We start from the raw sequence: 23,023 nt of genomic DNA, 5'->3' as shown, positions 1-23,023 counted from the left end.
ATCCGTAAAGCAAGTTATAATCCTAGGGGTTCTCAGGAATTCGGCCTAAGTGAAGTGGTCCACAATAACTTAGGGATTCCTCTAAAACAAGATCGGTGGGGACCCCAGCTCTCTAGTTAAAACTGAACAATTTTTATAACGATGAATTCGGCACCCTTTAAGTGTAGGATACAGTGAACCCGAGTCTGACGGTTCAACTACATTGTACCATTTGAGAGGTGGGGAATTATATGGGTTTTCCTCACAGATACGTCTTTTTGCTGATAACTTTTTAGTTAGGGGTATAATATCACTTTCAACTTTCACTTGTCTACCTGAAAAAGGATATATATCTATACTGTCGGTCCCGTGGTAAATGGTTAGGAAGACGTTAATAATATTATGTATCCTCATCACCATGGCCGGTACGGCCGTGGCCCACGCCCAATCCTCCTCACTTAGTAGCTTCCCCAGCGCCTCTGTCCCCTCCTGGCTCGACACGGGAAGCAACTCTTGGATGCTCACGGCTGCTACCTTCGTTGGGCTTCAAAGCGTACCTGGCGTAGCGCTCTACTACGCTGGACTGTCGAAGAAGAGGTACGCTATTAACAGCGCAATGATGGTGTTCTACGCATTCGCGGCAGTCCTGGTAGTGTGGATGTTAGCGGGGTACAACTTCGGCTTCGGTGAACCAACCTTTAGGATAGGGCCCTACGCCATCTTCGGCACTCCCACCCCTGCCATGGGGGAATATTCATGGGTTCCCAGGGGACGTACGGTCCATCGGCCACTGCCCTCAACATCCCGAACTCGACCCTGATATTTTTCCAGTTCGTCTTCGCGGCCATAACTCCAGTGTTGCTCGTAGGAGGAGTGATGGAAAGGATGAACTTCAAGGCATGGATACCTTTCGTCCCGCTCTGGTCGCTTTTAGTCTACAGCCCGGTGGCGTATTGGCTCTTCGCAGGGGGGTGGTTGAACCAACTGGGTGCGGTAGACTTCTCAGGGGGATACGTCATACACGTTGACGCTGGAATAGGGGCCCTCGCCGCGGCGATGGCCGTGGGACCGAGGCTCGCCACTGACAGAAAGCTAGAGGCCAACAACCTCATGTTAGTACTGGCCGGAGCGGGACTGATATGGCTAGGGTGGAACGGGTTCAATGGAGGAGACCCATACGGCAGCACAATAGACGCCGCAATAGCGGTCCTCAACACTAACTTAGCCACGGCAGTAAGCGCGATAACGTGGATGGCCATGGACATGAAGGCCTTCGGAAAGCCCTCCCTCGTCGGGATTACTAGCGGTGCCATCACGGGACTTGTAGTGATAACTCCTGCAGCTGGATACGTGAACGGTTGGGAAGCCCTTCTCATGGGCATCGCAGCCGGATCTATACCTTGGTTGGCTCTGAACAAACTCGAGCCTAAACTTCACGTAGACGACACGTTGGGAGTATTCTCTACACATGGAATAGCAGGAATAGTGGGGGGACTGCTCACCGGGGTGTTCGCGGACCCGGCGGTCACTCAGTTCGTGGACCCTGGCTTGAGAGGCGCGATTTACGGGAATCCCTATCAGCTCGCAGTCCAAGCCCTGGCAGCTGCCGTCGTAGTCGCCTACGACTTCGGAGTCACTTACGGGCTACTGAAGCTGATCGGCCTCTTCGTACCTCTGAGGGAAAGGCCGGAAGTACTTGAGAGGGGAGACACGCAAATGCACGGAGAGGTAGCGTACGCGTAGGGTGGTATCGGTGAAGAAGGTGGAGGCCATAATTAGACAGTCCAGACTAGACTGGGTGAAGAACTCCCTAGTCAAGGTGGGGATCAAGGGAATGACAGTGAGCGAAGTCAAGGGTTTCGGGAGTCAGAAAGGGAGGTACATATACAGGGCTGAAGAAGAGGTAGTAGACTTCCTCCCAAAGGTGAAGGTGGAGGTGGTGGTTCCTGACGAAATGGTGGAGAAGGTGGTGGAAGCTATAGTCTCCGTAGCGAGGACAGGGGAGATAGGGGACGGGAAGATATTCGTGACACACGTGGAAACTGCAATCAGAATAAGGACAGGGGAGAGGGACGAAAAGGCCATATAGCCGCGCTAATTCCCGAATCCAGGCCTCCTGAAGCTTACGACCTCCCTGTTGACTAGGGTGGGAGGGACATCTCCCTCTAGGAAGGCTCTGAGGTTTCTGACCACCGTGAGGGCCATGGCCCTCCTGGCTTCCGTCGTGGCGCTCCCCAGATGAGGTGCGAGAACCACGTTGTTAAACCTGCAGAGGGGACTGTCGGGTGGGAGGGGTTCCTCCTCGAAGACGTCCAATCCAACGGCCGCGACCCTCCCTGAGCTCAATGCCCTCACAAGGGCCTCAGTGTCTACCACCGGACCTCTGGCGGTGTTGACGAGTATGGCTGTGGGCTTCACTAACGACAAGAGCCTCTCACCTACGAGGTGCTTGGTTTCCGGTGTCAGGGGGAGATTCACGCTGATCACGTCCGATGTCGAGAAGAGGCTCTCAAGCTCCATCCTGGTGGCCCACGGGACGAACCTCCTTCCTCTAGACCAGTATGCGACGTTCATCCCGAATGCCCTCCCTATTTCACCCACTCTCAGCCCTATTCTGCCGAACCCCACGACCCCGAGTTGCTTCCCCTTCAACTCCATACCTAACAGGAGAGTCGGATCCCATGGGACGTCGTGCTCTGCCCACTTACCTGACCTGACCATGGCGTCTCCCTCGACTACGCGTCTCGCTGCTGCCATTATCAGGGCCCACGTGAACTCCGCAGTCGCTTCAGTTAGCACGTCAGGCGTGTTGGTGACGTAGATCCCCCGAGAAGTAGCACATTGGAGGTCGATGTTATCGTAACCTACTGCGTACTGGGCAACTAACCTGAGCCTAGGGGAGGAGAGAACCTCGCAGTCGATCCTGTCGAAGAGCATGGAAACTAGGGCGTCGAAGTCTCCTCTCAGTAGCCTATCTCGCGTCACGGGGCCCCTTCCTTCCCAATACTCCACTTGGTAGCCTGAAGTCGAGAAAACGTCCGGGAAGAACTTCCTAGTCACCAGGACTTTAGGAACCACGTCCTTTTTTTTAGATTCTAGATTTTTAGGTTATGGAGCCGCTACCACCCAGGCGCGCGAAAGACACTCCTACGGCCCTGACTTCCTCCTATTACCCAGAAAGCTCCCTACTATAACCCTGTCGTCAAGAGATCACTCATCTCCCCTAGTGTCAACGTGGCCTCCTAGAGGTGAAGCTGGGTGGCTGCATCACAATGAACTCTCATCTCCTTAACTCGAGCAAGAACTAAAACGATGTGCGTCTCTTTCTCATCCGCATTATATACTCATACTCATATGGATATTCTGCCTTGAGGTACTCCGGAGGATAATCACATATTGAAAAAATCTTCTTCTCTTCCCTTCTGTCTTTCCTTATCCGCCCCATGGATTACAAAAAAGACATTTAAATAAATAAACTGAGTCGTTTATAAAGTTTATAAACATCTTCCAAAGCGAATGAAAACCGTTATATTGGAGAAGTTTATAAACAATAAAGTTTACTATTAACCGTGTCAGAAACCTCTACCGAAAGCAAGATAATCTTATTCATCAAGAAAAATGGTCCCGCCACTCTCCAAGAGATAGCGGAGGGTTTGGGAATAACTAAGATGGGGGTGCATAAACACATAACGCGACTGGAACAGAAGGGATTGATTTCGAGGAAAATAATAAAAAGAGATATAGGCAGACCAACATATGTTTTCAATCTAACTGAAGAAGGCAAATTATATTTCAGCAATTCTGATTCACTTACATTAATGGAACTCCTAGATTATGTAAAAAGGGAAGGAAAAGGAGACATAGTAATAAGGTTTCTTAAGGACAGATATAAAATACTTTATAGAGAATACAAGGAAAAACTGGATAAAAAGAAGCTTGATGAAAAGGTCGAGGTTTTAGGAAAGTTAAGAACGTCCACGGGCTACATGGCGGAGGTAAGGAAAATTGGAAATTCATTCGAATTAATAGAATTTAACTGTCCAATATATAGAATAGCTTCACTATTTGGTGAAGCGTGCTCCATGGAAAGGGAACTGTTTTCTAAGGTTCTGGAAGCAGACGTTGAAAACACTCACAGGCAGGTCAACGATTCCTATCTCTGTAGATTTATCATAAGACACAGAAACGGGGGATAGTAGGATCCTCCTTATCCTCGGGATTAACAACTTTCGTAAGGCCAGTGAACTTACCTCGCCCTCATGACGGACCTTCCACTTCATGGCTCCACCTTGTCCAACGGGTAGAGGTGGGAGTTTAAGGAGCTCAGAGAACCATCCCGACCCTAGGTCGGTGCTCACAGGTTAGCGGAGGGATACCTCGTGGACCCTCGCTTGAACGTTTCGAGAACTCACCCGGTCTAGAGCGTCATGGTAATGAAGGGGAAGAAGGTTGCCTGTCACCTACACTGACCTACTCAGGGTGGAGGACCTCCACGTGACGTGTAGGATAGGAGGGAAGTGAGGGCTGCGGGGGTCCAACGTGAAGGGCGGGGAGACCTTAGCTCTGATAGGTGAATCGGGCTCGGGAAAGTCCACATTGGGATTAGCCACACTGAGACTGCGCAGGCCGACGTCAGGGAGGATAGAGTTCATGGGGATCGATGTAACTAAGGCCGAGAAGTACAAGCCGAGGCCGCTAAGGAGATACATGCAAGTCCTCCTTCAGGACCCTTACTCGTCGCAGGATGAGGATGGGCGACGGGGTGGCAGAGCAGTTGGCGGCGGCAGGGGAGAGTGAAGTGGAGGAAAAGGTGAGCAAAGCCTTGGAGGTGGTGGGCCTTGACCCAGAGGTGAGGTTCAGGTACCCCCTCGAGTTCTCTGGAGGACAGAGGATATCCATAGCGAGGGCGATCATAGGCTCGCTCAAGTACCTGATATTGGACGAGCCTACGTCCAACTTCTACGTGTCGATGCAGGTCCAGGTCCTCAACCTCTTCCTAGACATTTAGGAGAGGAAGGGAACTAGTTACCTCGTCGCAACCCACAACGTAGCTGTGCCAGCGTACATGGTCGACATGGTTGCGGTCATTTTTCGGGGAGGGTGGCGGAAGCTGAACCAGCGAAGAAGGTGTTGAGGGAGCCCCTACACTTCACAACTCATGCACTCGGTCCCTTCGCTCTCCGATGTGAAGGAGCAGATTAAGGCCTTGGATAGAGGTCCCTCCGCGACCGGATGTAAGTTCCACTCCAAATGCCCCTTGGCTGTTGAGGGTTGTAGAACTGGCGAACCTAGACTGGAGGACGTGAGAGATAGGCAGGTCGCATGCTTCGTGAGGAAGAAGCGAGTCACTGTTCCCTGGCCTTCAGCGCTCTCTCTAAGGACCTATACCACTTGAAGTTCTCCAAGAGGAAGGAGAGCTGAGCGACCGCAGTTCCCAACAACCACCCTCCGAGGACGTCGGCCGGCCAGTGAACTCCGACGTACACTCGGGAGTAGCTCACGGCCACCGCCTCGACCATGAGGGGGATCCAAGCCCACCTAGGCAGAGTATAGTAGGACACCACTGCTCCGGTGGAGACTATGAGGGCGTGTCCCGAGGGGTAACTGAAGTCGTGGGGTGGAGGTACCAGAAGGTGGGCGCTTACGTAAAGGAAGGGCCTCAGCTGAGCCACTGCGTACTTCAATCCCTCACCCAATACTATATCCGCGATGAAGGCGGAAGCCATTATCATGGAGGCTCTCCTCCTGAAAAAGAAAAGGATGGCCACCACAGGTATCCACACGTACTCCCTGCCGTATAGGGAAAGGAAAACCATGACTGGATTGAGGGCCGGAACTTGAGCGTCATTGATGAGGTGGAAGATGAGGATGTTACCTGGAACTTTAGGCTCGGAGAGGACTTTCACCAACACAGTGAGGGCGGCGAAGAGAAACGCGAGGAAAGCCCCAGCCTTGTACCTATCCACAGTTCCGTGAGGCTAGGCATCACTATAAAGTTAGCGCGGACTGTACCCAGCAATTCTGTAGACGTCCAACACAGCCTTGAGGTCCCTCAGTGCCAACTCGGGTGGCATCGGAACTGGCTCGTCCCTCTCCACAGCCCTGATGAAGGAGCCTATCTCCTCCTGGAAGACGTCGTAAGTCTTCACCTCCACCTTCTTCCCATTGAGGACGGGAAGACCGTACGCGGTCGTCCTAGACGGATCTACGAAATCGGCCTGAGACCTCGTGGTCACGTCCTCGTACACAGTTCCCTCTTCCCCTATGACCTCGAAGCCTGGGAGAACGGGATTCCCTCTGTAGGCCCAAGAGTATAGAAGTACGCCAGCGGCCCCAGACCTAAACTTGAAGAATGCCACCGTGTTGTCCTCCCCTTGAGGGTGGACCCCACGTGGCTCACCGAAGCAGTCAGGCCCTCGTAGTCCCCTCCGAAGTTCAGGATAGTGTCGACGTAGTGGATCCCACCGTCGATGAGCGCGCCTCCTCCCATTACAGTGGGATCTGTCCTCCACCCTGTGTGGTCGTAAAACCTCTGGTCCCTAACTACGATGGTGTGGACCTTACCCAATTTACCTTCCCTTATCATGGAGGATACCGCCTTCACGGTCGGGTCGAAGAAGTACTGCTCCGCCACCATGAACTTTCTACGATACTCCTTAGATGCCTTGATCATGTCCTCACCTTCTTCAACCGTTGTAGCTATGGGCTTCTCAACCAGGACGTGTTTCCCTGCTTTCAACGCCTCCACTACGACCTGTCTGTGCAAGTTATGCGGCAAGACCACGTCGACCACGTCAGCGTTAGACCTTAGAACTTCATCGATAGAGCTGAAGGTTCTTAGGGGTGAGAACGTGGACGCACAGTCCTTCAGAACGTCTGGGTTCCTCTCCATTATACTGTAAGGGACTTTGAGCGACGAAAGGGCACGGAGGTGCACCTTTCCGAACTTTCTACATCCAAGAACCACAACTTCCATACAGTAGAATTGTACTTCGAATTAATTAAGTTCAGCCCACCACTTCCATCCTCTCTATCGGTAGTCCCCTCACCTGTCTCATCGCATCCTCCATGTCCTTGGCCTCCATCCAGAACACCCTCGTCCCATCCCTCATGATGGGATGTTTCACGGTTATTTTAACTATCATATGATAGTATATGGAGGTGTGTTTCCCCTTTAAGCGTTTCTGCCAGAGATCCTCGATAGAGTTTAGGTTTGACGCAAGGAACTTACACAAAAAAGGGGTGCCGAAGTTCAGAACTAATTCGCACAATAGCTCTTTACCCCAAAACGTTGTCTCCTAGCTGCAATAGAAGCGGTTTTATAACTAGAAACACTTTATTTCCTCGGGGTATCTAGCTCTCTGACAGCCTCGAAGCTAGGCAGAGTGAGGGGAGCTTCCTGCCATGTGGTTAATTTACTTGATACAGGTGTTGGGTACCACTGCCATGCTAGTCCACGTTGCAGTTCTGGACTTGAGGAGTAGGGAGGTCAATGATGCGGTATGGCTCTATTACCTCCCTCTACTGGCCTTGGTCTACTTCCAGTGGGGATCGTTCTCACCTTTAGTATACACATATTCGGTCGTCGCTACTGGGATGACAACTTACGCCATGTACAGATTCAGTCTCTTAGGGGGTGCTGACGTCATATGTGCCACTCTCGTCGGGGCCCTTAACCCAGTAACCCACCCCTTCCTGTTCCCGAATCTGTCAGGACGAGGACTTGAGGGCCTGACAGTTCTGCTCTACACCGCCATCGCCATAGCAGTTGCCGGGGTCTTAAACTTAGGCAGAAACTTCAGGTACACCTCAGGGTTACCCTGGTTTAAGAGGCTCCCTTTGGCCTTCTCAGGGAGAAGGATCACGGTGGAGGAGTTCCTGAGATCGAAGTTCCTATTTCCGCTCACCGAGATCACGGAGGACGGGAACCTGAAGCTTAGAACTACGTTCTCAGTAGACGAAGACGATTCCAAGTGGAGGGAAACCTTCCGTTTACTACTTGAGCAAGGCAAGATCGGTAACGACACCTACATATGGGTCGCGTGGGGGGTTCCCGTACTGACCTTCATGTTGGCGGCCTACGTTTTCTCTCTGATGGTTGGGCTTCCAGTCTAGTCTTCCTCATTCTCGTCAGACTTCATCTTGTACATCCTATAGCTCTCATCCTCTAGTTTTTCGTATATCTTCACATGCCTCCTGTAGGACTCGAGGATCCTTTGAGCTACATCTAGCGCTTCCTCGTCCGACAGTCTTATCACTTTGTCCCCCGAATCGTCGCCCACCCTCACGAAGAAGTACCCGTCTGATGGGTTCTCGTTCTTCATGCTAGGGGGTTCTTCGGTGACCCTGAGCCAAACGTTTCCGCCGTCCTTCTTCGTGTGTATCTTCCTAACGATTACGCCCATTTTAACGAGTTTTAGAAACGGAGAATTAAAAACCTACCAGTGGACAGATGTGCTTCACAATTTCTCTCTCCCATTTAGCGGGAACTAGGTGCATATGGCGAGGAACGTCCTCCCAACCCGATATGCTTCTGGCACTGTTTAAGGAAAGGCAAAGGTCAGTTGTCTCCTACCTTAGAGATACTGAAGCCTCCTCCGAGTTTCCGATCAAGTCGGAATTTAGTCTGCGATTGAAGGGTTTTTCCCCGTAGCTCTAAGATTCTTCCCTACCTCCACACTATGGAAGGCATAGCGCTTGGAGGTTTTGCTCTCAACCACCTCCAACACGGCACCGTTTTCAAGCCTTCAGCTCTAGCTGACTTCCTCCCCGCCTCGCAGAGGGTTACTCCGTGGGGTAGTTCGTCGTTTCCACCGTCGGTTCGGGTTCACATCCCTGGTGGGCAGTAGAGTGGATCGGGGAGGGACCCCACTCGAAGGTGGGACTTTCGTCCGCGAAGTTCAGTCCCTTAGTGGGAAAGGGAGACGGTAGTCGTTCCTCCCTCAGTTAAGTACTCGATCGAGCCGGAGAAGGGGCGCCGTCAGCGTGGTCGAAGTAAACCTGGGAAGATCGCGAATCGTCCCAGGGAGGGGCGAGGCCTTGGATCTTATCTAATCCACGGACTTAAGGCAGGACAGCAGATTCAGGATGAACTCCTAGTTCTAGGTGACATCGAGGTGGTCTAGTTGGATGCTGAGACTCGCAGATCGTGGAGGATCCTCTGTCGTTGAGAGGAGAAATGCCTGTAGAGGCGAGGAGCGTGGGTAGTGTTATCTAGAAACTGTTTCAGAGGGCCGCGTTTGAACTATTGTCCACGCTTCGAATGACGAGGATTTCCATCTTTTCTGACCTCCCCAGATGGGTTCCCTCGGAGCTGTTAGTCGTTCCCACCGTCGGTTCGGGGGTTTCACCTCTCGAAGGAGCAGAGAAAAAGCTGGAGACCGCCCAATTTGAACACTGTGGACTTTCGTTGTTAAGCTATAACTCCGTGTGAGAAGAGAACTGCGAAAGAGGGTGGTACTAGTTGCTCCTCGGTCAAGTTGAGTTCTCGGTAAGGTAAAGAGAAGCATTCTTAACTTTACAAGGAAAAATCTAAAAAATTATTTAATTGAGCGGCGACTTCGCTGCTGGGCTTTCCCCTCCCTTAAACTCATAATTTGTAAAGAACTGCTATACACTCACGCCGCGCACTCGAAATGTCAAAGGACGTAGCTGATACGCTTCAAGGCGCTAGAAAGCTAACTCAACCTTTTTGTCCACGGGGGGAATATTTTACCGGGCTACTTTTTGATTAGGCGATTCTGTGGGATAGACCTGGCGGTAGTTAGACCTTCGTCTGTCGCGGTGATCCGGGGCGAGTTCATCGAAGTTCACGACGTATGGAAGGACGAGGAAATTATCGAGCTGTGTGGCGATGCGGGAGCTATAGACGCACCTCTGACTAGAGCCTCAGGCTTCAGGAAAGTGGACAGAATGGCCATGCGGGTGGGAGCCAGATTGCTCCCTCCCTCTTGGATGCCCAAACTTGTGGAGAGGGCAATGAAGTTATCATCTAAGCTCTCACTGATTGAGACCCACCCTACCACATCCGAGAAGAACTTGGTATTGAAGGTGGAAGGATATAAGGACCACTTCGACGCGGCAATATGTGCCTTGACGTACGTCCTTTACTTGAACAAAATGACCCTACGTATCACGGCAGAGGACGGAGAGATCCACCTAATCCCTAAGGGAATCAAAATAGAACTAAAAGAGATTGAAAACGGAATGTATACCTTCAGGGTTTAAGAAACTTAGTTGGGTACTGTTACTAGTTTCTTGCCGTCCTTCTCCTCTAGCGATTTCCTCACTTGGTCTGATATTGACTGCAGATCGTCAGCGAACCTCGCCAGAAACTGCTTCCTGTCGGCCTTATATATGTAGATTGGTCTACCCTTGCCACCGTTCCTCATGGCCCTGTCTCTACTTATCAGTCCCCTATCTAATATGTTGTTCAATCCCTTGCTCACGGAGGCCTTGGTGACTTTTAACCTCTCAGCGAGGTATTCCGTGGTCACCTCACGCTGCTCTAAGATCACCTTGAGCAGCTCTACGTCACTGGCTGATAGCCCGTAAAGGAAGCCAGCCAGCCTGTAGACGTCCACTTCTCTCCCGTCTTGAAGTCTTACCTTATCCATCTTATTCACCTATATCCATCTTCCTTTTTTAGTTAAAAAACCCTTCGCACACAGAAACACAAAAGTATGTGCATTTGTATGCAAGTATTAACTTCAGAAGGGTTGATTAAAGTTAGCTCCTCAAGGTTAAAACGTTCACTCAAAAAGGTTTAGCGTTTAGATGTGGATAGATCTGCGGCAAGGATGAAATGCAAAGTGGTGACGACTGGCTACAACTCCTCGAAGTAGGGAATTTTACACTTCTCCTTGATCCCTTCCCTACGAACTTATCCCGTCATCACGGACGGGGCTTCCCACCTCGCGGTGGGTATTTCCTTCTTCGCCCAAAGGGTAGAGAGATCAACGGGCACTGAGGACCGGCCCCGATTTAGGATCGCCCGAGACTCGGTGCCCGCTAAGGGCCTTGGGGCGGGAGGCGTACTTCGAGGACCCTCGCTTTTAGGGATCTAGGTGAAGGTCGCTCCGTCGGTGAACATAGCCTAGACGTCGTCCTTCTGACCAGTATTTAAAATCAACAAAGGGGACCTTCCGTCCTCGGTGGTGAGGTCCACCCTTGAACCCAAGTTAAGATAAACGTGAAGAGAACTCTTAACTACTGAAAAGAAGTCAGCTTCTCTACGTCGTTATATAATGACCCTTTCTCGTTAAAGGGCCAACATTTCGGTGGGTAAGGTTACCCCACATTTTTCAGTGCCTCACTACTTCGACTCCCTCCTTGTCCTAAAAACCAGGTTCCATACATAGGTTGGGAAACTCGTTAGCTACTTACGTTCAGGAGCGAAGTAAACGAAAAGGAAGTAAGCCGCGAACCCAACTATCGCCGCCGCGGTGAAGGGCAAAACCATGGAAGTGGCAGCTCTGTGAAGGGTCACGTCCAATATCTCCCACAATAACAGAAGCAATGCTAAGGCATACCCTATGCCGAGAACTTTAAAGAAGCTGTACTCCTTCATTTTCATCCCTCCACCAAGATAACCCCCCACGCACCCATTACGAGACCGGTATCCTCCCCAACCAACAGACTCGACTCGTTGTAGGGGTCGTAATTGTTGTAGACTGGCTTCACTAGACCGTAAAGGTAGGCGGGGAATTGACCGTCAACGTCGACTGTGAAGTGCATTGGAGAGCCGTAAACTATGGGTGCTTGTGCCAATGGCACCAACGCCCCGTTTGACTCCACTCCGTAAATGCCTACACTAATATTAGTCACTTCAACAGGTCTACCATTAACATACGTAACTAAGTAGTTGTGGACCGGGCTAGGTGGGGCAAAATACAGCGTTATGGAAGCGGTTGAGCCGTTCCTCAGAACTAAAGTCGGCCCAGGGACGGAGGAGTTGAAGACACCATAGGGATCTGTAGCCAACACTACGTTTGGTGAGGTTGAGTTGTAGAACACCACTGGGGGATTGTAGTTGTCCCCTGAGAGCCCCGAAGCCTTGGCTTGGTCTGTCTGAGCTACGTAGGCAGACAGCTCCTGTGGAGAGTAGAGCCCAGACTGAGGGAGCACTAGAACCAATCCCACCTGGTAAGTGTACCACGGTCCATCGTACTCCCCGTCCAAGAAAGCGTATGCACCTGGGATCCGAGGCACACTGAGCGCGTCGTAAGAGACCATGGCTGGGACTATCTGGTCGTCGACTACCTGGTCGGCGTAGTCTGGGAAGTAGAAGTTACCCGTGGCTGAATCACGTAGTGGAGCGGTCATGGTCAAGTTGAGCACGTCGCCTTGGTGGGCCACTATGAGGTTGTAGTAGTTCCCGTTCACGTCGCCTCTCTCAGTAATGTTGAAGACGTATTGCAGTTGCTCAACGTGGGTCTCTATCACCTTCCCTGGGTCTTGTTCGGCCAAGGTCGTGGAGGAGGGAACTCCTCCAACCCTGTAGTCGGTAGGTACGGTGGCCACAATCACCACCCCAAACAGGATCACCACTAACGCCACGAAACCTAATTCCCACTTCGTACTCTGTTCCACTCCACTCACCTCACACCGCCTTTGAGTCCCTCATTACTGGGATGGCGACCAGGAATATTCCAATCGTCAACAGTACTATCCACGTCCAGGTGTATAGGTCGTAAGTACTGTGGGCGAAGGCTATCACGAAGGAACTTACAACTATCAGGGCCGCTCCTAACACTCCCAGAGAGTAACCCCTGCTCAGGGCCCTCCTGCTCACCGAGAGTACAGACCTAACTGGTGTAGAGACGCTGGCCAGCACTGTGGGGGCCGACAGTTCCTCCCCCACCTTCTCCACTACCTGATCCAGTGGTAGCCCCTCCACGTTGGCAAGCTTGCCTCTGAGGACAGTCATGACGACGTTGAGACCCCATAGGAGTGTCGCTGTTGCCGCTAGGACCGCACCCACAGTCACGAGTCCCTCGGCGTCCACTACCGCGGGGAACCTCGGATATATCTCAGATCTTCTGACAATACCGTATAGTCCGAGCTGATCGAAGCCAACCGAAATCATGGCCGCTCCGACGACGTAACCCCAGAAGTGTCCCCACGCCATGGACTTGGAGTACCACTCTCTACCAGTCAGCATGGGCATCATGTAGTAGAACACGGCCATGGCTCCAGGGACGATGCTGAGCAGGATCATGGCATGGAAGTGCCCAACTACCCACATTGTGTTGTGTATAACCGCGTCGAAGGCTATAGTGCCGTTAGCTATCCCCGTCACGCCTGCACCTATGGCGCCAGCAAAGGAAGTGACGGTGAAGGCTGATATGACGTTCCACGTGAACTTAGCGCCCTTCGCCGTAGCCCACAGGTTGAAGAAAGTCATCATTGAAGGGACAACCACGGCGTAAGTGAAGACCTCTTGAAGTATCTTGAGTGAGACCGGTATGTTGACCATGTAGAGGTGGTGAATCGGGACGTTGTTTGAGAATATGAGATACAGCAACGCGGAGAGCCTACCCATCCTTTCGCTGTAGAGGGGCCTCCTAGCTAGGATTGGTACTAGGAGGTAGAGTGCGGCGACCGCAGGCAGCCAGAGCATGTAGACGACCGAGTGCCCGAATATCCAGAACAGGATCTGGTTATCTATGGGGACTAGACCAACTACGTGATAGTAGGCCAAGACGTCCCACACGTCGGCGGCTGTGACCCCAGAGTAGCCAAGCATGAAGAGCAGGATTATCATCAAGAAGAAGACCACCGGTACGGGCAACCTCTGCTTCATCTGTCTAGTGGCTACGTAGTAGTGGTAGACTATCCATATGCCAGCTCCGTAGGTGAAGAAGTCGAGGAGGAGCCACCCGAAGTAGAAGAAAGGAGAAAGGACGTAAGAGCTGTAACCTGGGATGCCCAGGGGAGAGAGATAATACCAAGAGCCGGCGGCGAAGTAGTTGTCGTTGAATGTGGGAGTGAGGATTATGGGACCTTCGATGAACATCATCGAGACGTTGAGGGCGACGAACGAGGTGATCAGGAGCCACTTCGCCCTCGGCTGTAAGTTAAGGAGTCTTATTGTGAAAAAGATTATGATGGCGTAAATGATCTGCTGAGCGAACCCAAACAAGTCCCTTGAGGCGTGGAGCGTTATGGCCCCGTAGTACTCTTGGGGCGTGAACTGTAAGAGTCCTGCGAACCCCCAGAGCGTCTCCTGTATCCTGACCATGAGGGAGTCTATTGTTCCGAGGAAGCCCCACGCCACACCCATCACCAGCATGGCGGTTACCATCCTCGCCGTCCAGTCCTTGTCCAGCTGGAAGAGCGAGGAGACCAGCCTCCATATGCTGGACTGAGTTAACCAAGAGGGCAAATTCATGCTAAATATTTCTCTAGAGCACTATAAATACTCACCACATGACACTTTGGAGAAATGCATATTAAAATATGATAAAACCTGCAGAAGTCTCAGACGAAGATGGGGAAATGTGCTATTGCATATAAAAATGGCAAATTGTGGGCGAACTACTTGGGACTACAACTCCTTGGTTTAGGACAGTGTGAGGATCCCTTTTTAACCCTCTTTAGTGAGTTGAGGTGATCTAAGTGAGCGGTTTTAAGGATTGAAATTAAAAATTAGGCTCGACGTGTTGCGGTTAAAAATCAAATAGAAAAGAACTCTGAAGCCGGAACCTAAGAGAGTAAGTGAACTACCACGCCATCACGGACGTGGAGTCCTCGCGGTGAGTCCCGCTCCTCGGATCGATATCGATCCCCTTCCGTAGCGGAGGTTCAGTGGAACTGTCCTGTGAACAGCGTGGTAGGGAGGTCACGGAGGGTTTCCTCTCCACGGGCGTGAGTTCCCCCAGCCCCTAGGGTGAGACCCAGCTCTTACAGCAGAGGTATAGAAGACGTTGGAGCTTCATTAACGTTTCTATGAGGGGGTATCAGTCCTCACGGAAGGGGACTTCCGTCCCCTTAACCCCCATAGGGTTAAACGCTTCGACAGCTCGTAGCGTAAGTTAGAGCTTACTGGCGTCGTAGGATCTACCGAGTTCCTTGAGCCCTGCCAACAGTATTCCTATCCCCCTTTGGACGTCTGGGTCTTTCAGAAGCTTGAGTATGTCCATGAACCCTCTTATTGGTACCACTTTGTTTGGGTCCCTTATCCCGTTCCCGTAGAGGGATATCGCGCTCACATAGTACTTCAATTGACTGAAGTCGATCTTGGCCAAGGAGTCCACGATCTCGTTCCATTTAGTGGCCAAGGTTAGTGTGGAGTCGTTCACGACCGCCCCTATCACCTTGCCCAGAAGCTCCTCGTCCCTAAGTAGTCCCGCAAGAGGTTCCATTATTCCCGTCCTCTTGAACGTGGAGTAGAGCTCGACCACGTCCTTGAGGGCTCCCACAGTCTCACCATTGGTCAAAAGGTCTAGCAAGTCCATCACCTCGTTCCCTCTGCCAAATAAGGAGAGGAATTGATCGTTCACGACTGCTCCTATTACCTTGCCCACCGTTTCTTCATCTTCAAGAAGCCCGTTTACGACGTCCAAGAACCCGTACCTGTCTAGCTTCTCCAAGACTCCCATCAATTTCGATAGAGTTATCACCTTATTGTCCTCAAGCATGTCCGCCAGCTTCTCCTCCACGCCTCACCAACTCCCAAGGAACTTCTCTAGGGCCATGTCTCCCTTAGTCCACATGAAGTACTTGGTGAAGAGTTCCTTCTTTAGGTGGTTAACGTTACTGGGTTGGGCAATTGACGTTGTTCCACCGTACCAAGTGTCATCCTTCACACCCACGGCGAAGCCCTCGTAAGGATCGTCGGCCACACACACTATAGTAGGTGCGTAAGTGTCGACTTTGGTCCTTATTCCTAACCTACTAGCTAAGTGTTGAGCTGCTATCCTCCCAGTCTGAACTGCCAAATAGCCGAGTTTAGGGACGGTGGCGGAGTTGGCGTCCCCTACGGCGTAGACGTTATCGTACTTCAGAGACGTCATGTTGAGGTCGGTGGGAACGAAGCCTCCGTCGTCGATCAGGTCTGGGGTGGAGTTCTTCAAGGCTGGGTTACCAGCGTAAGGTGGAAGGAGTATACTCAGGTCTGACTCCAATGTCTTTCCGTCTTCTGACACGACCTCCTTCTCTCGGATTTCCTTTATCCTAAAGTTATGCACCAACTCTATTCCCATTCCTTTATACATCTCCGCCACAGTCTTCCTCGAGGCCGGAGATAGGTCGGAGAGGTATTCTCCCGGAGAGTAGACGGTCATCTTCACCTTGCTTAGCATGCCCTTGGACTTGAAGTAGCCCGTGAGCATCAGAGACAGCTCGAACACGGGCCCCTCACAGGCAGAATCTGCAGCAGGCACGAAGTTCTCCGGTACCTTTGGCCTAGGCTGTTTCCCTTGATAGAACGGACCCGACCCTATGGTGATCGTTCCTCCCTGAAAGTTCCTTAACCGCTCCCAGAGCTTGGTAGCGAAGTCCGCCTCGCACACACTGTAGCCGTACTGATCCCACCCCTTGACGGCCTCTGTGGCTAGGTGAGCCCCTATCCCGATCACTAGGTAATCGTAGAGCTCCTCCCTTTCGTTGCCCAGTTGGTCCCTGTATAGCACGGAGTTGGCCTTGGCGTCAACCTTGAGGACCTTTCCCTGCTGAAATTGAATCCCTTTCGACGGTAAGGCTTCCTTCAAGTCCACACTGAGCTCAGAGGCGTCTCTGTACCCCACTGCAACGTGTGGCAGCCCAGGCCTGAAGTACGTGAACCTAGACTCGTTGAGTAACTTGACGTCTAAAGATCTTTGAGCCAGCCTCTTCAGAGTGTACGCCGCCGTCAGACCTCCGAACCTTCCCCCCAGAACAAGAACCTTCGTCATAACAGTTCATAGATTATTGCATTTCGGTACTAATAACTTTTTTCTACTCTCATCTAAATTTCGTAGCGTGAACTCTAACGAAACCTAAGGAAACGATCGAAGATGGACATGAAGACAGGGTCAACCCGCATTTGCGATGTCCCTCTTGGAATCCTACCTATCTACATTTCACTCACTAACACTCTACTCACTTAGGGAAGACCGCTATGCGCATAACACACTAAACTATATGATTGACGCTCTCCTATGGACTTCCACTCAACTGGAGAACCTGTACTTCGGCCTGCTCTTTGAAATCCCTAGGAAGGTCAACCCCAATAACAACATTAGTATTGGTGTATATAGTCTAGGTTCTGGGGCGAAGTAGTCCAATAGGGAAGTTCCCAAAGCCAAATAGAACAACATCAAGGACAGACCTGTCAACACCGCCCCCACCGTCAAGTACGTTCTATCCAGTCCGTAGTGCACGAACAGTTCATCCCACGTCACGAAGGAGTTGTCCACTATTACGGCGACGTTCTTGGCGAAGGCAATAGAACGCTTCTCCCCTAAAATGACGAAACCGTTGAGCTTCCTAAACCCCAGCTCTATTGCTTCCCTTTCCCCCACCTGACAGTCCTCTTTGAGTAACGAGGCTAACTCTTCTGCTCTCTCTACTTCCCCCTCCACTTTTCCGCTCCGCAGATCTATTCTACCCAATTCCCCTCTCACGAACTAGTCACCGCCTTCACTAACCTATCCCAGTCAACTTTCTTCGCATCAGTCAGCACCACGAGATCGTCATATACAAACAAACCTACGTCATCGAGCACCATGGCGAATCCCCTGAAGGGAGCTAAGGATGGTGTTACTTTAGCGTGTTCTTTCAACTTTTCTAAGTTTCGAGTTATCACATCCATCAACCTCCCCTCGTCAACCTTGAACTGGCCCCAGATCGCCTCTAGCCTCCGCTCCCTCAATAAACCTACCGCCGTAACACCAACTACTGCCTCTATCTCGTTAAGTTTCCTGGACTGAAGGTCCATAAAGTTGAATATGTTTTCCCAGTATAAATTTGTTGTTATTTCAGTTTCCGACGTTCACCTCACGCCCTGCGAGGTGTCCTCCAGTTGCTTCTTGGCTGTTTCGCGGGCACCTAGTAGAGATATTGCGAGCGCCACCAGGGAAACAGTGGCGAAAGTAAATAGGGAGTTCGCCAACCCAAGTGAAACGGTTAGCTGAGGGAAGTAGAACACACCCAGAACCGCTCCCACCCTGCTCGCGGCGGTGGCCACTCCTTGACCTGAGGACCTGACGGACGTAGGGAAGAGTTCAGTGGGGTAAAAGAGAGTCACCGCCCCCGCCCACTGTTCCATGGCCACGAAGGACATGAAGTACGGGACGAGTAGGGGACCGTGGAGCCTGACTCCCCACCCCAGGTAGAGTAGAGCTGCCATAGAACCGAGTCCGGTGAGGAGAACCACCCTTCTTCCTAGGGAGTCCACTACGGCCTCTGCTACCGCGTAGCCTACTATTGCCCCGGCTGATATGGCTAGCGTTCCCAACACTACCTCGTATTTAGAGGGGAAGGCGAATTGCTCCAGCAAGTATGGGTAGTATAGGCCTATGCCGTAGGACGCTACATCGAAGAGGAACCAGACACTTGACAGGAAAACAGTGACCCACAGCATCCTGCCCTTAAAGAGGTCTGCGAATCCCTTGGCTCCCTTGTTCTCGAGCTCGGGAGTGGGGAGGTTTGAGCCCTTGAGTGCCCCAGTTGACACCAACCAACGTGGGGACTCAGATAGCCTAAGTCGCAGGAGAATTATGGGCACTGAAAGCAGCGCTCCCACTAAGAAAACGTATCTCCAGAAGAACGGTCCGAGAGTCAGGGCCGGGTAGGTCACAGCCCCTGAGAGCGCGCTCCCTATCCAGTACATGGAGACGGCCCCCACAAGGTACCTTCCTCTGGAGGAGGGTGGGGACATCTCGGACATCAAGGTGCTGCTTATGGGGTAGTCTCCCCCTATACCGACACCGAGAAGTAGCCTAGAGGCGAACAGTTCAGCGAAGTTCTGCGATAGGGCCGCCGTTATTCCGAAAACTAAGAAGAAGAAGAGGTCCACCCCCATCAATTTACTCCTGCCCATCCTGTCCGACAACCATCCGAAGAGAACAGAACCGGGTATCATGCCAATCAAGGACGCCGCCAGCAACAGTCCATACTCTGGTGTGGTCAGTGAGAACTCCCTCAATATGAAGGTGGAGGCGAAGGAAATTACAGATAAGTCGTATCCGTCGAGGAGAAAGCCCGCCGAGGAGACGAAGAACGTCCTCACCTTAGTGGAGGAGGGGAAGTCGTCGAAGTACCCCATAGTCAGGACTCGAGGAGGAGATTAATAAGCTACTGTTTGGACCTCCTCCTCGAAACGTACCTCACTAGACCCACTATCCCTATCGCTATTCCGACTAGGTACGCGTTAGATATAACGTCGTAGAAGCCCACAATTTGCCCGAGCCTAGAGCCACTAACTAGGAGCACGTAGTACTTCATAGCCTGGGATTGATTAAGGAGGTTCACAGCCTCCAACGTATACCGTCCAACTGGCACTTGAACGCTCATTGAACCTGTGGAGTTGCGGTAGATCTTGCCCGAGGGTAATAGGACCTTAACAACGTCGTGTGTAGAGTTGGTCAGGAAGAGGAGCGTCATTCCGCTCTCGTTGACGTAGAGCGCCTCTAATGTTACGCTGCTGTTGGGAGGAAGGGTGACGCCCTTCCCAGTGTCGACTAGCTCCCTGTCCAACTCCAAGTAACCCGGGGTGAGATAGGGGGCGAACACAGAGAGGAGAATTCCGATCAAGAGGACCGCTATGGCCACCGTAATTAGGGAAACCACGTCTCTATGGGGAAGAGGACCCAAATAAACCTTGTCAGAGGCCCTTTTTTACCTCAGGGTGGCAGTATAACACGTGAGCGGTGAAGGTTCACCAAGCGTCGGTAAGATCCTCAAGAAGGAGCTGGACGAGCTGGACAGGAAGGTAAAGTCCAACGAGCCACTGACTGAGAGAGATCTCCTCCTCCTACTCTTCGTCTACCAGCAAACTACTTACACGGACGACTTAGAGAAGATGCAGAACCTCCTAGAACGCATGACTAAACTTATGGACGCCATAGTCGACTACATGGCCAGCCTCAGGTCGATCATGTCAGCTACTAAGGAGGACGTGGACCTCAAGGTGGAGCTAATAAACAGAGAGATCCAGAGGTTAGAGGAGGACATCTCTACACTCAGGGAGAGACACGTTAGGGTCCAGGGAGAAGTAAGTTAAGCCCTAGCGAGCCTCTCACCGAACTGGCTGATGAACACTCCCAACAGGGCCACGGAGGAGCCGATCACCTCTAGCAGAGTCGGAACCGTCCCAAGCACTAGGAAGGATAGGACGTAAGCGGAGGCCGGAATCAATATCGACGTGGCGCTAGCGTTCACTGGCCCCAGTTCCCTCACTGCGGAGAACCAGAGGAGGAACCCGACCGCCTGGGCCGTCAACCCCACCACCACTGCCAAAGCGATCCCTTCCGGACTGAGTTCCAACTTCCAGTCGTAGGACATAAGGGGTACATCTAGGAGGGCAGAGAGGAGAGCCATGAAGGAGTTCAATTTGACGAGATCCCCTCTTGAGACGTTCCTCCTGAAGTAAGTTGTGCCTACTGCCCAAGTGAACCCCCCGGCCACCGCGAATAGCGATCCCAGACTGAAACTAGTGCTTCCCACGGAGAGGAGGGCTCCAGCGAACCCTATCAAGACGCCCAACATTCTAATCCTCCCTACACTCTCTCCGAGGAATAATGCTATGGTGAGCACAAAGAGGGGCTGAGTATAGATCAGCACCGACGCCAGGGCGGGGTTGTGGGTGAACATGAGACTCAGATTTAGGAACAGAACTAAGAGGAAGACGTTTAGGACACCGTTGATCGTCTCCTTCACTCCCACCTGCATACCCCGAGAGAGGAGGAGGAGCGCTAACCCTCCCACCAGGAACCTGAAGAATGCTAAAACGAAGGGAGACATGTAAGTGAGGGAGAGCTTCGATAATGGATAGGAAAGTCCCCACACGACTACAACTCCGAGCATGTAAAGGTAGCCTCTGTTCATCTCGACATGTTTGGCCAAAACCAATTTTGAAATGTACCCCCATAGCCTCCAAGGAAAAAGGAAGAGAGTACATAACGTTGTTGCTGAAGCGAACTAACCCGTCCTCTCCGGCGTCCTCACCACGAGTCCCGTAGAGACCTCGATCTCCGTCAGTAGCGGAGTTTCCAAGGAAAAGTCGTGTGAACCGTGGGGAGGGGAGGCTAAAGAAGGTCGCTTCCCACGACCGTGAGGTCCCCCAGTCCCTAGGGTGCCCAGCCCTCACGGCCGAAGTCTGGAGTATAGTTTCCCAACACCCCATAAAGACGTTTCTATGAGGGGACCGTCCTAAGGAGTGGACTTCCGCCCCATCAACCCCCAAAGAAGTTAAATACGCGTCTTTTGTGAATACGGACTTAAGATGGGTTTTTATATGACCAAGTAAAAAGCGTCTTATGCCTTTCTCCACATCGCCCCAGGAGGTAGCCGAAGAGGTGAGGAGAGACCTAGTGAGGGAACTAGATAGAGAGGTTCCGAGGGCCGAGGTGCAGCTGGTGAGGGTGAACGACCAAGTGTTAGCGTTCGTGAAGGCAGGAACAACGCTGATAAACCTCAACGAGGCTCCCTTCCTGAGGGCTTCGTCGGCTGGACTGGCTAGGGAATACCTATACGTAGTCCTGACACACGAGTACCTCCACATAATAGGTGTAGCCGACGAGAGGGAGGTGAGGAGAATGACTATGGACTTAATTGGCAGGAAGTTCGGGCACGATGGTCCCGCCTTCAAAATGGCCATGGACTTAGCGTTCCCAGTGGACGTCATGCTGTGGCGCTCCCACCAGGAGTTGAGTCCCCACACCTTCATGTAAAGTTTCGGTCGCCTCAGGGAAGACTTAATATTGAAATTAGAGCGTGGAACGGTGTGAAAGAGTTTCCGTCCTTCGACTGTCTAATCACGGGTACTACCTTAGGTTACGATCACGACGTGGAACTCTATTTCTCGACGGAGAAACACTTGGCCTCAGTGTTATCAGCTCTGCGGTTCGAGGACCCTGAATGGAGGGAGTTCTACCAGTGGGCCATAGGCTACCTAGACGCACTCGGTAAATACCTAGTAGGAAAAGGCCCCTTACCTGACCCATCTCACTTAGTTAAGCTGGCTAGGGAAGGAAACTACGACTACTCCTACCAGGCCCTGCTTACGTGTGATAACCCTGCTGTTCCTAAGTTGGGAGAGGCCTCAGCGTTAGCCCTGAACTTAATGCATCTATTCGCGAAACTGGGGAAAGAAGAGGGGTTCAAAGAGAAGTTCAATCCCGCCGCGTTCGCTGGACTCCCTTACCTAGAGGAGGTTCTCTGGAAGAGGGCATTGAGGCTCTCGTCCTAGACTTTTATATTGCGACGTGAACGGGCAGGCGTGAGGCCGAAGTTCACTGAAGAGGACCTAGTGAGATACGTTTCCTACGTGATACAGGCCCTGCTCATGGTCGGTCTGGTGTTCGTACTAGGAGACACTGTGTTCGAAGTTTGGCGGTCTCTCACCTTAGGACCAGCTGCGGTAGTGGAGGCCACAGTCGACAACGCTCTGCTTGCTGTTGTCCTGCTTGAGATCCTAATGAGTATGATAGACTTCGCCAGGGGGAAGGGAAGAAGTGTCGTCTACGTGATGGATGCCACCCTTTCGTTCATACTCAGAGAGATAATAATCGAGATCTTCGGGAGGACCTTCACCGTACAGGACCTAGCTGCCTACGGCGCTCTAATAGCCGTAATTTCTCTCGGAAGGTTCATTTTAGTTAGGAGTAGAAAGTGGGAAGCCCCTACCCCGTAGAAAAGGCATCGAAGTTCTCCTCACCTTAGCGATCCTTTAATCGGACTCAGCTACAAGTCCTCTCCAGTCCCCACTACACATCTGGAGGGTTAAGCTATTGGAGAGGTCACGTTTAGGTTGGGAAAGTAGGGATCGTTAATGGATAAGCTCTGCCCAATAGATGATGGGGAGGGACGCAGTTGCCCCTCCATCAGTACCAACGAATTC

At 51.9% G+C, this 23,023-nt stretch carries 27 protein-coding genes and 2 pseudogenes; 12 read left to right on the top strand and 17 right to left on the bottom strand.

Features of this window, described 5'->3' with window-relative positions; all coding sequences use genetic code 11:
• Nucleotides 1-439: 439 nt before the first annotated feature.
• Nucleotides 440-1,719, top strand: a pseudogene (locus tag HS1genome_RS07860) (ammonium transporter); the annotation flags it as partial.
• 13 nt (nt 1,720-1,732) lie between these two features.
• The gene (locus HS1genome_RS07855; protein ID WP_126450305.1) at nt 1,733-2,068 is read left to right on the top strand and encodes a P-II family nitrogen regulator; all 336 of its coding nucleotides are present in this window, start codon (nt 1,733-1,735) and stop codon (nt 2,066-2,068) included.
• Nucleotides 2,069-2,073: 5 nt separating this feature from the next.
• Here the strand turns inward: HS1genome_RS07855 and HS1genome_RS07850 are convergent, their stop codons facing one another.
• Entirely contained in the window at nt 2,074-3,057 is a 984-nt protein-coding gene (locus HS1genome_RS07850) for a 2-hydroxyacid dehydrogenase (RefSeq protein ID WP_126450304.1), read from the bottom strand.
• A gap of 491 nt (nt 3,058-3,548) precedes the next feature.
• Here HS1genome_RS07850 and HS1genome_RS07845 point away from each other — a divergent pair, with 491 nt between their 5' ends.
• The 4 genes and pseudogenes from HS1genome_RS07845 to HS1genome_RS13330 all read left to right on the top strand — a co-directional run.
• Nucleotides 3,549-4,175, top strand: a complete 627-nt coding sequence (locus tag HS1genome_RS07845; RefSeq protein ID WP_229768247.1) for a helix-turn-helix transcriptional regulator — start codon at nt 3,549-3,551, stop codon at nt 4,173-4,175.
• Nucleotides 4,176-4,518: 343 nt separating this feature from the next.
• Nucleotides 4,519-4,776, top strand: coding sequence for an ATP-binding cassette domain-containing protein (locus tag HS1genome_RS13050; RefSeq protein ID WP_158613747.1), 258 nt, complete (start codon nt 4,519-4,521; stop codon nt 4,774-4,776).
• Nucleotides 4,724-4,987: an ATP-binding cassette domain-containing protein gene (locus HS1genome_RS13045; RefSeq protein WP_126450302.1), complete on the top strand. Its 264-nt coding sequence runs from the start codon at nt 4,724-4,726 to the stop codon at nt 4,985-4,987. Before HS1genome_RS13050 ends, HS1genome_RS13045 begins: the two co-directional genes overlap by 53 nt.
• A gap of 144 nt (nt 4,988-5,131) precedes the next feature.
• A pseudogene (locus HS1genome_RS13330) lies at nt 5,132-5,374 on the top strand (hypothetical protein); the annotation flags it as partial.
• On the opposite strand, the gene sepP reads toward HS1genome_RS13330, so the two are convergent.
• The 4 genes from sepP to HS1genome_RS12035 are packed head-to-tail and all read right to left on the bottom strand — an operon-like array spanning nt 5,325 to nt 7,124.
• The gene (gene sepP, locus HS1genome_RS07825) at nt 5,325-5,945 is read right to left on the bottom strand and encodes an undecaprenyl-diphosphatase SepP (protein ID WP_126450300.1); all 621 of its coding nucleotides are present in this window, start codon (nt 5,943-5,945) and stop codon (nt 5,325-5,327) included. The pseudogene HS1genome_RS13330 and the gene sepP sit on opposite strands and share 50 nt — an antisense overlap.
• 30 nt (nt 5,946-5,975) lie before the next feature.
• On the bottom strand, nt 5,976-6,227 hold the full coding sequence (locus tag HS1genome_RS12345) for a hypothetical protein (protein WP_197721477.1): 252 nt from the start codon (nt 6,225-6,227) through the stop codon (nt 5,976-5,978).
• Nucleotides 6,228-6,241: 14 nt separating this feature from the next.
• Entirely contained in the window at nt 6,242-6,955 is a 714-nt protein-coding gene (locus HS1genome_RS07820) for a Gfo/Idh/MocA family protein (RefSeq protein WP_197721476.1), read from the bottom strand.
• A gap of 31 nt (nt 6,956-6,986) precedes the next feature.
• Entirely contained in the window at nt 6,987-7,124 is a 138-nt protein-coding gene (locus HS1genome_RS12035) for a hypothetical protein (RefSeq protein WP_158613746.1), read from the bottom strand.
• 259 nt (nt 7,125-7,383) lie between these two features.
• On the opposite strand from HS1genome_RS12035, the gene HS1genome_RS07815 reads away from it, so the two are divergent.
• Nucleotides 7,384-8,094 (top strand): A24 family peptidase C-terminal domain-containing protein, encoded by a 711-nt coding sequence (locus tag HS1genome_RS07815; RefSeq protein WP_126450299.1) that lies wholly within the window; start codon nt 7,384-7,386, stop codon nt 8,092-8,094.
• Here the strand turns inward: HS1genome_RS07815 and HS1genome_RS07810 are convergent.
• A complete protein-coding gene (locus tag HS1genome_RS07810) occupies nt 8,091-8,384 on the bottom strand; it encodes a hypothetical protein (protein ID WP_126450298.1) in 294 nt (97 codons plus the stop codon). The genes HS1genome_RS07815 and HS1genome_RS07810 overlap by 4 nt on opposite strands.
• Before the next feature lie 1,321 nt (nt 8,385-9,705).
• Between HS1genome_RS07810 and HS1genome_RS07805 the strand changes: the two genes are divergently transcribed.
• Entirely contained in the window at nt 9,706-10,206 is a 501-nt protein-coding gene (locus HS1genome_RS07805; protein ID WP_229768246.1) for a DUF429 domain-containing protein, read from the top strand.
• A gap of 5 nt (nt 10,207-10,211) precedes the next feature.
• On the opposite strand, the gene sta1 is transcribed toward HS1genome_RS07805, so the two are convergent.
• The 10 genes from sta1 to HS1genome_RS07755 all read right to left on the bottom strand — a co-directional run bounded on the left by sta1 (nt 10,212) and on the right by HS1genome_RS07755 (nt 19,752).
• Entirely contained in the window at nt 10,212-10,595 is a 384-nt protein-coding gene (sta1, locus tag HS1genome_RS07800) for a Sta1 family transcriptional regulator (protein WP_126450296.1), read from the bottom strand.
• Between the two features lie 761 nt (nt 10,596-11,356).
• Nucleotides 11,357-11,548 carry a hypothetical protein gene (locus tag HS1genome_RS07795; protein ID WP_373286786.1) on the bottom strand — a complete coding sequence of 64 codons (192 nt, stop codon included), beginning with the start codon at nt 11,546-11,548 and terminating at the stop codon, nt 11,357-11,359.
• Between the two features lie 2 nt (nt 11,549-11,550).
• Entirely contained in the window at nt 11,551-12,570 is a 1,020-nt protein-coding gene (locus tag HS1genome_RS07790) for an oxidase (protein ID WP_126450294.1), read from the bottom strand.
• Nucleotides 12,571-12,580: 10 nt separating this feature from the next.
• Nucleotides 12,581-14,371: a cbb3-type cytochrome c oxidase subunit I gene (locus tag HS1genome_RS07785; RefSeq protein ID WP_126450293.1), complete on the bottom strand. Its 1,791-nt coding sequence runs from the start codon at nt 14,369-14,371 to the stop codon at nt 12,581-12,583.
• 643 nt (nt 14,372-15,014) lie between these two features.
• Nucleotides 15,015-15,641 carry a helical membrane plugin domain-containing protein gene (locus HS1genome_RS07780; RefSeq protein WP_126450292.1) on the bottom strand — a complete coding sequence of 209 codons (627 nt, stop codon included), beginning with the start codon at nt 15,639-15,641 and terminating at the stop codon, nt 15,015-15,017.
• A 3-nt stretch (nt 15,642-15,644) separates the two neighbouring features.
• Nucleotides 15,645-16,874: an NAD(P)/FAD-dependent oxidoreductase gene (locus HS1genome_RS07775; protein ID WP_126450291.1), complete on the bottom strand. Its 1,230-nt coding sequence runs from the start codon at nt 16,872-16,874 to the stop codon at nt 15,645-15,647.
• 258 nt (nt 16,875-17,132) lie between these two features.
• Complete coding sequence (locus HS1genome_RS07770) at nt 17,133-17,585, bottom strand: hypothetical protein (protein ID WP_126450290.1); 453 nt, start codon at nt 17,583-17,585, stop codon at nt 17,133-17,135.
• Nucleotides 17,582-17,899: a hypothetical protein gene (locus HS1genome_RS07765; RefSeq protein ID WP_126450289.1), complete on the bottom strand. Its 318-nt coding sequence runs from the start codon at nt 17,897-17,899 to the stop codon at nt 17,582-17,584. The genes HS1genome_RS07770 and HS1genome_RS07765 overlap by 4 nt, the downstream gene beginning before the upstream one ends.
• 54 nt (nt 17,900-17,953) lie before the next feature.
• Nucleotides 17,954-19,228: an MFS transporter gene (locus HS1genome_RS07760; RefSeq protein WP_126450288.1), complete on the bottom strand. Its 1,275-nt coding sequence runs from the start codon at nt 19,226-19,228 to the stop codon at nt 17,954-17,956.
• Between the two features lie 29 nt (nt 19,229-19,257).
• On the bottom strand, nt 19,258-19,752 hold the full coding sequence (locus tag HS1genome_RS07755) for a hypothetical protein (RefSeq protein ID WP_126450287.1): 495 nt from the start codon (nt 19,750-19,752) through the stop codon (nt 19,258-19,260).
• Nucleotides 19,753-19,825: 73 nt separating this feature from the next.
• On the opposite strand from HS1genome_RS07755, the gene HS1genome_RS07750 reads away from it, so the two are divergent.
• Complete coding sequence (locus tag HS1genome_RS07750; protein ID WP_126450286.1) at nt 19,826-20,185, top strand: hypothetical protein; 360 nt, start codon at nt 19,826-19,828, stop codon at nt 20,183-20,185.
• Here HS1genome_RS07750 and HS1genome_RS07745 read toward each other — a convergent pair.
• Nucleotides 20,182-21,009: a DMT family transporter gene (locus HS1genome_RS07745; protein ID WP_126450285.1), complete on the bottom strand. Its 828-nt coding sequence runs from the start codon at nt 21,007-21,009 to the stop codon at nt 20,182-20,184. The two genes, HS1genome_RS07750 and HS1genome_RS07745, sit on opposite strands and share 4 nt — an antisense overlap.
• 431 nt (nt 21,010-21,440) lie before the next feature.
• Here HS1genome_RS07745 and HS1genome_RS07740 point away from each other — a divergent pair, with 431 nt between their 5' ends.
• The 3 genes from HS1genome_RS07740 to HS1genome_RS07730 are packed head-to-tail and all read left to right on the top strand — an operon-like array spanning nt 21,441 to nt 22,816.
• On the top strand, nt 21,441-21,854 hold the full coding sequence (locus HS1genome_RS07740; protein WP_126450284.1) for a hypothetical protein: 414 nt from the start codon (nt 21,441-21,443) through the stop codon (nt 21,852-21,854).
• A gap of 53 nt (nt 21,855-21,907) precedes the next feature.
• Nucleotides 21,908-22,372, top strand: coding sequence for a hypothetical protein (locus tag HS1genome_RS07735; protein WP_126450283.1), 465 nt, complete (start codon nt 21,908-21,910; stop codon nt 22,370-22,372).
• A 30-nt stretch (nt 22,373-22,402) separates the two neighbouring features.
• Nucleotides 22,403-22,816 (top strand): phosphate-starvation-inducible PsiE family protein, encoded by a 414-nt coding sequence (locus tag HS1genome_RS07730; RefSeq protein ID WP_126450282.1) that lies wholly within the window; start codon nt 22,403-22,405, stop codon nt 22,814-22,816.
• The last annotated feature ends 207 nt before the right edge of the window (nt 22,817-23,023 follow it).

The sequence above is a fragment of the Sulfodiicoccus acidiphilus genome (assembly GCF_003967175.1).
Classification (GTDB): Archaea; Thermoproteota; Thermoprotei_A; order Sulfolobales; family Sulfolobaceae; genus Sulfodiicoccus; species Sulfodiicoccus acidiphilus.
This window is presented reverse-complemented; position numbering and strand designations above follow the sequence as displayed.